The sequence below is a fragment of the Micromonospora globispora genome, from assembly GCF_003857015.1.
Taxonomy (GTDB): Bacteria; Actinomycetota; Actinomycetes; order Mycobacteriales; family Micromonosporaceae; genus Micromonospora; species Micromonospora globispora.
In genome coordinates this window covers 1-9,303 of sequence record NZ_QGGF01000166.1, presented here as the reverse complement: position 1 = coordinate 9,303, position 9,303 = coordinate 1, and the positions used below count along the sequence as shown (strand labels likewise).

Annotated in this window: 10 protein-coding genes and 3 pseudogenes; 8 read left to right on the top strand and 5 right to left on the bottom strand. The window is 67.3% G+C overall.

The features are described 5' to 3' along the window. Window positions 1-435: 435 nt before the first annotated feature. From DKL51_RS06430 to DKL51_RS06420, 5 genes and pseudogenes are all read left to right on the top strand, one after another. Window positions 436-1,098: a Type 1 glutamine amidotransferase-like domain-containing protein gene (locus DKL51_RS06430; RefSeq protein WP_089015451.1), complete on the top strand. Its 663-nt coding sequence runs from the start codon at window positions 436-438 to the stop codon at window positions 1,096-1,098. A gap of 162 nt (window positions 1,099-1,260) precedes the next feature. Then, window positions 1,261-1,530, top strand: a pseudogene (locus tag DKL51_RS37075) (hypothetical protein); the annotation flags it as partial. A 166-nt stretch (window positions 1,531-1,696) separates the two neighbouring features. Beyond that, window positions 1,697-1,978, top strand: a pseudogene (locus tag DKL51_RS37070) (tyrosine-type recombinase/integrase); the annotation flags it as partial. 49 nt (window positions 1,979-2,027) lie between these two features. Continuing rightward, window positions 2,028-2,177 (top strand): hypothetical protein, encoded by a 150-nt coding sequence (locus tag DKL51_RS36175; protein WP_260428394.1) that lies wholly within the window; start codon window positions 2,028-2,030, stop codon window positions 2,175-2,177. A 298-nt stretch (window positions 2,178-2,475) separates the two neighbouring features. After that, window positions 2,476-2,826, top strand: coding sequence for a GNAT family N-acetyltransferase (locus DKL51_RS06420; protein WP_243422309.1), 351 nt, complete (start codon window positions 2,476-2,478; stop codon window positions 2,824-2,826). 244 nt (window positions 2,827-3,070) lie between these two features. Here DKL51_RS06420 and DKL51_RS06415 read toward each other — a convergent pair whose 3' ends face one another. The 3 genes from DKL51_RS06415 to DKL51_RS06405 form a co-directional block, all read right to left on the bottom strand. Beyond that, entirely contained in the window at window positions 3,071-3,589 is a 519-nt protein-coding gene (locus DKL51_RS06415) for a hypothetical protein (protein WP_109943987.1), read from the bottom strand. A 235-nt stretch (window positions 3,590-3,824) separates the two neighbouring features. Then, window positions 3,825-4,286, bottom strand: coding sequence for a GNAT family N-acetyltransferase (locus DKL51_RS06410; RefSeq protein WP_109943986.1), 462 nt, complete (start codon window positions 4,284-4,286; stop codon window positions 3,825-3,827). Window positions 4,287-4,368: 82 nt separating this feature from the next. Continuing rightward, complete coding sequence (locus DKL51_RS06405; RefSeq protein ID WP_109943985.1) at window positions 4,369-5,010, bottom strand: DUF4291 domain-containing protein; 642 nt, start codon at window positions 5,008-5,010, stop codon at window positions 4,369-4,371. 288 nt (window positions 5,011-5,298) lie between these two features. Between DKL51_RS06405 and DKL51_RS06400 the strand changes: the two genes are divergently transcribed. Continuing rightward, complete coding sequence (locus tag DKL51_RS06400) at window positions 5,299-5,631, top strand: PadR family transcriptional regulator (protein WP_109943984.1); 333 nt, start codon at window positions 5,299-5,301, stop codon at window positions 5,629-5,631. Further along, complete coding sequence (locus tag DKL51_RS06395; protein ID WP_243420621.1) at window positions 5,625-6,608, top strand: hypothetical protein; 984 nt, start codon at window positions 5,625-5,627, stop codon at window positions 6,606-6,608. The genes DKL51_RS06400 and DKL51_RS06395 overlap by 7 nt, the downstream gene beginning before the upstream one ends. A 230-nt stretch (window positions 6,609-6,838) precedes the next feature. Here DKL51_RS06395 and DKL51_RS06390 read toward each other — a convergent pair. Then, window positions 6,839-7,272: pseudogene (locus DKL51_RS06390) on the bottom strand (DUF5134 domain-containing protein). A gap of 180 nt (window positions 7,273-7,452) precedes the next feature. Further along, window positions 7,453-8,232, bottom strand: coding sequence for a DUF899 family protein (locus tag DKL51_RS06380; RefSeq protein ID WP_109943981.1), 780 nt, complete (start codon window positions 8,230-8,232; stop codon window positions 7,453-7,455). Between the two features lie 134 nt (window positions 8,233-8,366). Between DKL51_RS06380 and DKL51_RS35580 the strand changes: the two genes are divergently transcribed. Then, entirely contained in the window at window positions 8,367-9,035 is a 669-nt protein-coding gene (locus tag DKL51_RS35580; RefSeq protein ID WP_260428393.1) for a winged helix-turn-helix transcriptional regulator, read from the top strand. The last annotated feature ends 268 nt before the right edge of the window (window positions 9,036-9,303 follow it).

Genomic DNA, 9,303 nt, shown 5'->3' with positions numbered 1-9,303 from the left:
CCCCCGGCCCGCAAGCCTCCCGGTGCCCTCACAGGTCACCCACCGGATAGAGCGCCACGTACACACTCAATCACGTCTGCCGGGTGTCCACTCCTGCCGGTCCGGTAGTCATTCGCCAAGTTCGACGCCTATCGAACATCCGGTCATGCCGCCGTCCGTGCGCGCACACTGATCGCGAGTGGTCACGCTCGGTAGCTGGCCTTTGAGCCGAGCAGGCACCCTGATCTGCCGATGAGCGGTCGGCGCGCCATGCGCATCCTGCGTGCGTCGGTCGGGTGCGTGTTGTGCGGGGTAGGACCGGGTGGAGGATTAGTGGGCAATCGCACCTGGCGATCTGAGGGACCTCTGAAGAGGTTGCCCGACCTCCGATGAGTTCCAGCACGGTCCCGGGTCTTCAGGCACATCCACCTTCCGCGTCGCGAATTTGGAGGCACCTTGAAGCTCTTGCTTACGTCAGGCGGCGTCACGAACCCAAGCATCCACTCGGCGCTCGTGCAGCTCCTCGGCAAGCCGATCGCCGAGTGCCACGCCCTCTGCGTCCCGACAGCACAGTGGGGTCACCCGATGTGCGGTCCGAAATCGGTGCGGGGCTTCGTAGCCGCCGAGCCCGTGTTTCAGTACCTGTCCGGCCTGGGTTGGGCGTCGCTCGGTGTCCTCGAGCTCACCGCACTGCCCACCATCGGCGCGGAGCGATGGGTCCCCTGGGTCCGGGAGGCTGACGTGCTCCTGGTCGACGGCGGCGACGCGACGTACCTGTGCCACTGGATGCGGGAGTCCGGGCTGGCCGATCTGCTGCCATCGCTGCCCGACACGGTCTGGGTGGGAGTGAGTGCCGGAAGCATGGTGATGACGCCCCGGATCGGAACGTACTTCGTCGAGTGGCCGTCCGCGCCGGACGACCGCACCCTGGGAGTCGTCGACTTCTCGATCTTCCCGCACCTGGACGCTTTCCCAACAAACACCCTGGCCGACGCAGAGCGGTGGGCCGCCGAAATCGGTGTCCCGGCCTACGCCATCGACGAACAGACGGCCATCAAGGTCGTCGACGGCTCCGTCGAGGTGGTCTCCGAAGGGCAATGGAAGAAGTTCGGGTCATAGCCGTCCGGCATCCGTGACGTCGCGTCGTTGGACGTGACCCCGTCGACTTGCAGCACTTCCGAGTGCGCCCGCCCATGTCGCAGGTCGCGTGCGCTGCGGCCATCCGGATCTGCCGCTCCGGGCGTGCTGGCGTTCATCGCCGCTGGTAACGCACGGTGATGTATGGCTGCCTTTCCTGCTCCCGCTTCCGGCGTCGTACCTACCGGTCACCTCGTCTTGTGCGCCGCGGTGTCCGCCTTCCTGGGCCGCTACCGTGGCCAGACTCGCGTCCATACCGAGTCCGACCTGCGAGTCTTCATACGCTGGTGCACCGACCAGGACCTCGACCCGCTGGCTGCGGCACGGGTGGACATCGAGCGGTACGTGCGCTGGCTGCAGGACGTACGCCGGTACCAGCCCTCGACGGTCTCGCGGCGCCTGTCCGTCGTCGTCGGGTTCTATCGGGTCTGCGTCATCGACGCCATCCTGGATCACTCGCCGGCCGACTACGTCCGCCGGCCGACGGTGCCGGCCGAGTCGCCGACCCTCGGGCTGGGTCACCTGCAGTTCGAGGCACTGATCACTACCGCTCGGCCCGACCAACTCGAACGACTTCGCCCTGGTCGCGCTTCTGGGCCTGCTCGGTCTGCGGATCTTCGAAGCCTGCGGGGCCAGCATCGCCGACCTGGGCGAGGAGCACGGCCACCGGGTACTGCGCGTGCGCGGCAAGGGTGGCAAGGTCGTGCTCGTCCCGCTGCCACCCGCGGTGGCCCGAGCCATCGACCGGGCCGTCGACGACCGCACCAGCGGGCCGATCCTTCGCAACACCCTCGGGGCGCGGATGGACCGACACGCGGCAACCCGCCGACTCAAGCACCTGGCGGCCACTGCAGGGATACGGATGCCGAGGATGCACCCGCACATCATCTGCGCCACACTTCGTCACCACCATGCTCGACGCTGGCGTGAGCCTGCGCGACGTGCAGATCGCCGCCCGTCACGCCGATCCGCGGACGACCATGCGCTACGACCGGGCCCGCAAGAACCTCGACCGGCACCCCAACTACATCCTGGCCGCGTACATGGCCTCCGGGACATAGCCAGCGCTCCCGGCTTGCCGGTGTGAGTGCGTCGACTCACTCTTCGGATTGAGCTTGATGTTGATGCCGTGCTAGGAAGGGCCGGTTCGCAACCTGATCATGTAACGACGAGGGGCTGGCCGTGAACGCGTTAGGCGAGCTGGTGAGACTGCGGGCGATGGAACCGTCGGACGCCGAGTCGCTGTGGCAGTGGAACCACGACTCGGACGTCATGCGCTGGATGAACGAGGGCTATCCCCAGACACCGGCTCGGGTGCGCAAGTAACTGGACGAGCGGCCCCGCAACGACTACGGCGACGTGCTCTTCGGTGTCGAGGTCCTCAGCGATGCGACGCTGATCGGGCTGGTCCAACTGCATGGCGCCAAGCCGGAGACGGGAATCGCCGTGTTGGACATCTACCTCGGCGAAAAGGAGTACTGGGGCAAGGGCTTCGCCACCGACGCGGTGCGGACAGCGTGCCGGTACGGGTTCGAGAAGATGCGGCTTCACAAGATCACGCTGACCGTCGTCGCCGACAACCAAGCCGCCCAACACGTCTATCAGAAGGTGGGCTTCGTCGAGGAAGGCCGGCTACGCGAGACCTTCCGCCTCGGCGGCCGGTGGCACGACACGTACACGATGGGCCTACTGGAAGGCGAGCTACGGTGACGCCGTCGACGCATCGCCCGTCTACCTAAGTCCGCATCGGAAGAAGCCCACGGCCAAGTTGCCAGGACACAAAGCACGGATCTGCCGCAGACCGCGCCCGGTCAGCGTCCGCTAGTGCCGATCAGCGGATGGGTCGTGAGGGCAGTCGAGAACCTCGCCATGGAGTCTCCATGCAGACACCGTTCTCTGGAGCCCGACCTCCGAGAGCTCGTGGCCGGCCCGGCCAGAAGACTGGTGAGGCGGCTCAGCGGCGACTTCCCCAAGTCTGATGCCAGTAGCCGGCGTCGTCGCTGCCCACGCGAAGTACAGCATCCGGCGCCACCGGCGCAGGCCAGAGTTCGACGAGATACCTATCGACCACTTCGTCGGCGAACTCGCCCTGCGCGCCGGCGTCCCGACCCGCGGCCGACACTCTCAGACGGTATTGCCCTGGCGGCACGGCGAGCGACCCGCCGGACTCGTCCGCCCAGGTCGACCATCGCATGGCACGACCTGGGGGCAGGTCGAACGATGCCTCGACGACGTCTTCCCAGTCGGCACTTGCTCTTGGCTCGGAGGCCTCCAGCACGATGCGTACGGCGGAACCGCCTGACCGACGGGCAAGCATGATCACGACGTTGTCGGGGACCGCTGCGCCGACGAGCCCGTTCTGTTGGTCCTTGAAGAATCGGTCAGCGTCGCCGTCCCAGATCTCTTCGCCCCACTCCAACGTCAGCTGGCCGTAGTCCGTGTACACGACTTGGCTGAGCAGTTCTTCACTCATGGCGGCCCAGCCTAGGCCCGGGGCCTACGAACTCAGGTCCCAACATCCGCATCTGCGTCAGGCGTTGACAGCAGCCGAGCGCGGCACGTCCGACTCTGCCGATGTCAGTGCGCTCGCGTCGGCTTAGCAAGCCGGGGTCATCCAGTGCCGTCTTGTCCTCGATGGCCCGATGCTGTGCCGCCCACTGGTTGGGGAGAAGGCGAACCTCCGACGTGACAGGGGGTGGATCTGACCGTCACGTTCGCGCGGCAGCGGTTCCGGGAGCGCCGAAAATCTGATCCACGCCGTTGGTGTCGTCGTAGAGGTGAACGAAGCCAACTCGCTCGTAGAGCCAGCGCGCCGCGCTACCCCGGTCGATGGCAAGCCGGAAAGACCTCGCGTCGCGGTGGGCGTCCATGACGTACCGGAGTACCTGACTGCCTATGCCCTGGCCCTGAATCGCAGGATCAAGATAGAAGTGCTCTATCCACTGCGCATCGACCTCGGGCCGCACGGCGATGACACCCACCGGCATCTCGTCGACCTCGATGATGTCGGTGTTGGCAGGAACGTAGGTGTCCAGGAACCGGCGGCGAGCCCAGTCCTCATCCCACAGTCCCAGGCGTTCCAGGTCCGGGCGCATGGCGCGCGCCTTGAGGTCAGCAAGCCATTCCGCATCCGCAGACAGCGCCGGACGAAGCCTCCACGCTCTATCCATGGAGCAAGTATGTCGCGCCCCGCGCCCGCGCCCGGCATCCGCATCTGCCGCCGAGCGGGCGCGCCGGCCTGCCGAGCGGCCGTCACTGTCCGTACTGCTGGTCGGGCACTTCTCCGGCGGTGACGTCCGGGCTGGCGTTGAGGCCGGCGGCGATCTGAGCCGGCAGCGGGTAGACATGTTCGACAGGCAGGTGAGCTGCTGCCGCCTGTTCGTCGCCGCCGCGCAGAAGATGCCGGACGCGGTGAACGGTGGGGGTGATGTCCGTGACGGCAACCACCCAGTCGTCGACGTACCGGTCGACAGCCTCGCCGGACAACCCAACCTGCAGCGAGCGGTACGGCAGCGCCTTCAGATGCAGTGACCGTTCCGGATCCCACTGCACTCGTACTGGGCTGGTCTTCAGTTGCCGCGACCAGCTCGCCTTGTCGCCGTGCAGGTCTCGGTCGTAGTGACTCAGGCAGGCTCGCGCCAGCGCCCACTCAAATCCCTCCCGCGTGATGTCGATGGACAGCACGCGCTCTTGCCCTGGCTTGGTGGCCCAGCCGCAGCGGTACATCATCCACAGGAAAGACGGCTTGATCCACGTCATCCGGTCCCGCTTGAAGGGGGCCACGAAACGGCCGGCTGCCACCGCCGGCAGTGCAACCTGCGGGGGATATGCCTGATACACGGTGATGGTGTCGGACGAGTAGCGGGCGCGGATCTGACGGGCGGGAACGGACACAACCCGATCCTCACCGATCGGGACTCGACTGCTCCACCGAGATTCCGCACCCACGCCAGCGCCAGGCCGAAATGCACCTGCGGCTGCATCCGCATCTGCCGCTGATCGGGCGTTGGCAAGCCACGTGGAAGACGTCCGACTTTGCCGATGTGAGTGCGTCAACACATCCACGGTGTCGCATGGCAGTGACGTTCGCTCTTCCGACCTCAGACATGAGTGCCGTAGGACGGCATCGTCCCTTGATCCTGGCCTGGCGAACCTATGTAGAAAACCGGTATAGTCTCGCCCGTGCGAATCACGGTCCCGGTCGCGAAAGTACTCTCGGTGCTCCTCGCCGAGCCCGACACCGACCGGTACGGCCTCGATCTGATCAAGATCACTGGCCTACCCAGCGGCACGCTCTACCCCGTGCTGCACCGCCTGCAGGCCGCGGGCTGGGTCAGCGCCGACTGGGAAACAATCGACCCCACGGCCGAGGGGAGGCCCGCCCGGCGGTACTACCGGCTCACCACCAAGGGTGTGACCGCGGCCAGGCAGGCTCTCGCCGAACTGCGCGCCCTGACCCGCGACACACGGACGTCCTGGGGTGAAGCAGGTCCGACCGGTGCGCCCGCATGGTGACCCGGCGCGCCGCCGACGTGCTGCTGAGAGTGGCAGCCAGGCGTTGGCCGACCGATTTGCGTGCTGGACTGCACCGCGAGTGGAGCGCCGAACTGCACGTCCTCGCCACGCGAGGCCGGCGGGCGCAGATGCTGCGTTTCGCAGCGAGTCTCGCCGCCAGCCGGCCCGGCAGCCCGCTCACCGATCGGAGTCTGATGAACCGTCGGATACGCCGTACCGCCATCGCATTGCTACTGGCCCCGCTCGCCTGCGTTGGGATCTTCCTCGTCAGCGCAGTCATCATGAACGTGGTAGTGGGCCTGCTGTCCCGGTTCAGCTGGTCAATGGCGCTGCAGGTACCGCTACTGACGGCCCTGACCGGCACGCTAGCGGTCGTCCTGGCCGTGTTCGCGGCCCGCTGGGCACGCCACACCGCGCTCACCGGGCCCGTGCGGATCGCCCTCGGCGTACTGATACCGATCGGGACCACCGCCGGCCTGATCGAATACGGCCTCAACTCAGACACCGGTACGTCCAGTCGCACTGCTCCCGGCCTGCTGTTGTGGCTCACGGGCCTGACCCTGGTGCTCTGGGGCGCGGTGAGACTCGCCGGACGTGGCCGGGTCCGCGCCGCGTGGTGGCTGGGCATCCTCGGCGCGATCACCGTCGCGGACCTGGCCGTGATCCTCACCGTGATCAATCACATCCCGGCCGCCAGCCCAGTACCTCTCGTCGACGGGCTGCCCCAAAACGAGTTCGTCGACCGGATCTCCGCGCCGCTGTGGCTCTTCGTCAGCTACACCGACTGGGCGTTCGGCCTGCCGCGACCAACCGACTCGGAAATCTTTCTGATCACCGATCTGGTGGACCTGCAGCCATTCCTATACCTGGCGTGCACGCCCTACGCACTCACGTACGCGATCCGCGCCGCGCGAGAACAGCCGACCGGTCTCACCTCACCTGAACCGACGCCGACACCATCGCCGTCGGCTGCCTGACCATCAATCGCCGGCCCTTCATAGGACGCCACGGCACTCACAACGCTGTCCAGGAAAATGCCCTAGCGATCCTGACTAGAAAGCGTGGCTGCACTGCCGCGCCAGCCAGGGTCCAAGGGGATGCATTGAATTGCCGCGACCGGGGCGCTACCGAGCGTGACCGGGTATCCGGTGTCGAAACGTCCGGTCGTGCCGAAGAGCGGATGTCCGATCTTGGCAAGCTCCCTTGTCTACGCCATCGTCAGTAGGGCGATGCCCATACTCGCGCTCATCACGCCGTGGCGTAGCGCCGACCAGTCCAGCGGACGCGCCACCGCGTCCGTCGTTGTCGCCACGGACAGACCAGCGAGGTGCACCCCGCGGCCCACCCACCAGAATGCGGCGAGCACCAGGTAGCCACCGAGCAGCGCACTGACCCATCCGGCACACCCGACCGGCGCATGACGCATCCCGGCCATGTCCACGCCGCCGTGACCGCCGGGTGAGGCGTGCCCGTGTATCGAGGTCCCCATCCACACCATGGTTCCCGTCACGGTGGCGAAGAACGCCGGAACCGCACGACGTCGCGACGTCCGCGCCGCCTGCACCAGGAACCACCCCGTAGCATCATGAAAACGACAATCCAGACGGCTGCCGGGACTGCCGCGCCCCACGGCCAGATCATCGCGATCATCGGTAGGCCCATGGCCGAGTGCAGTATCTCGGAGAGTCGATGCTCCGCCACCAGAGAAGGCCACGCAGGGGATGGGCGCGGGCGTTGGAGCAGGTGAGAGATGGAGGCCCCGCCGAAGGCCACCGTCAGCAGCCATCGGAGGGGATCACTATCGATCATCGCAGGGGCGGTTCATGACTCAGCCGGCGTCGAACCAGAGTGGCAGTGGTGCTTGCTGTCGGCGTGCCCGGTGGTGCCAAGGTCGTCGTCACGGCCGGCGGCGAGGCGTGACCATTGCGATGTGGGCCGGCCGTCGAGGCGGAACTGGTCGCCGTCGGTCCGGAAACGCTGCGGCCAGCCTTCCGGCGAGTTCTCCCAGTCTTCTTGGCGGCCGTAGACGGTCATGTCTAGCAGCCCGTACGAGGGTGCCATCGCCTCGCAGCCTCGCCCGGTGGTCCAGTAGGTCTCGAACACGCGGTCGCCCTGGCGTAGGTAGCACGCCTTCATGCCGAACGCGCGACCGGCGACGAGCGGGTCGAGCGACCGCGCGGGCACGGAGTACCAGGGCGCCTGCCAGCCCATGAAGTCGCGGTAGCGCGAGGACTCCTCGAACGGCCCCTGACAGAAGACCGCGAACGTGACGTCGCGCGAGTGCAGGTAGGCCAGCTCGAGCACCTGGCCGGTGAAGAACGTACAGCCCTCGCACTGGTCGGCGGCCGGCCTGCCCGTGTGCCACATGTGGTACGACGCGACCAGCTGGCTCCTGCCCTCGAAGACGTCGAGCAGGGGCACCGGGCCGTCGGCACCGACCAGGCGGGTGGTCGGGTCGACCTCGACCATAGGCAGCCGCCGACGGGCCGTGGCGATGGCGTCGCCCTCACGCGTGTGCGCCTTCTCGCGGAGCCGGAGCTCGTCGAGCTGCTTCTGCCAAGTCTCGCGGTCGGTGATCGGGGGTACCGCTGGCGTGGTCATGGGCTCCTCCTCAGGTAAGAGACTATGAGGCTAATAGTAGATGCTATGATCGAGCAAGTGTGAAAGGGAGGTGTTCGGTGCCGGCTCAGCGGGGTTATCGACAGGCTTGTGGCGTCGCGCGTGGCCTCGACATCGTGGGTGAGCGGTGGTCGCTGCTCGTGGTGCGCGAGCTGCTGCTCGGGCCGAAACGGTTCACCGACCTGCAGCAGGCGCTCCCAACCGCCAGCCCGAACGCGCTGTCCGACCGGCTGCGCGAGCTGGCCGACGCTGGCGTCGTACGCCGTCGGCAGCTGCCTCCGCCAGGCAATGTGCGGGTCTACGAGCTGACCGCGTGGGGTCGCGGCCTCGAGCCGATCGTCGTCGCGCTCGGCACCTGGGCGCTGGCCGCCCCGCCAACCGCGGAACAGCGCTTCGTCAGCGCGGACAGCGCCATGCTGACCATCCGCACCTTCTTCGTGCCGACGCAGCAGCGGCCCGAGGCGACGCTGCGGATCGAACTACGCGACCACGGCCCTGCCGGGGTGTTCGGCGTCCGCCTCACACCGGACGGCGCCGAGGTCGCCCACGAGCCGCCCGAAGAACCGGACGCCGTCCTGGTCACCACGACGGATGCCCTTCTCGGCGCCTTCGGCGGCGACGACCTGGCCGGGCTCGTAGCTGCCGGCGCCGTCATCGGCGATCCCGAGGTCGTACGCCTTCTCGTCGCGAACGTGCGGATCTCGGCCTCCACAAATCAGTACGCAACCGCCACCTCCCACCTCCGGGGGCGAGCGGAAGGCCGCCAGACGCTGTCCGAAGGGTGACCCACCACCGTGTCAGGTCGGGTTTGCCTTGTCTTGGTTGACACTCGGGTCGGGCGTCGACCCTGTCACGTGCACGATCTGCCGCGATCCGCGCGCTGCGGAGCGTGACCACCCAGCAGCAGCCCTCGGAGTGTCCGGACATGCCGAGATCAGTGCATCAGTGTGTGAGGGATGCGGCGCGTTGGGAAGCTTCGATAATTCGTTGCTCGCTTGTTGGAGGCGGCCGTCCGGCACGCACTCGGCGCGGCGGGTGCGGGTCCGGCCCGTA

What these genes read in the sequence shown, in the direction of transcription:
- DKL51_RS36175 (WP_260428394.1), top strand. Translation starts at nt 2,028, where the DNA reads ATGCTCGACGCTGGCGTGAGCCTGCGCGACGTGCAGATCGCCGCCCGT.
- DKL51_RS06415 (WP_109943987.1), bottom strand. Translation starts at nt 3,589, where the DNA reads ATGAGTGAAGAACTGCTCAGCCAAGTCGTGTACACGGACTACGGCCAG.
- DKL51_RS06410 (WP_109943986.1), bottom strand. Translation starts at nt 4,286, where the DNA reads ATGGATAGAGCGTGGAGGCTTCGTCCGGCGCTGTCTGCGGATGCGGAA.
- DKL51_RS06395 (WP_243420621.1), top strand. Translation starts at nt 5,625, where the DNA reads ATGGTGACCCGGCGCGCCGCCGACGTGCTGCTGAGAGTGGCAGCCAGG.
- DKL51_RS06380 (WP_109943981.1), bottom strand. Translation starts at nt 8,232, where the DNA reads ATGACCACGCCAGCGGTACCCCCGATCACCGACCGCGAGACTTGGCAG.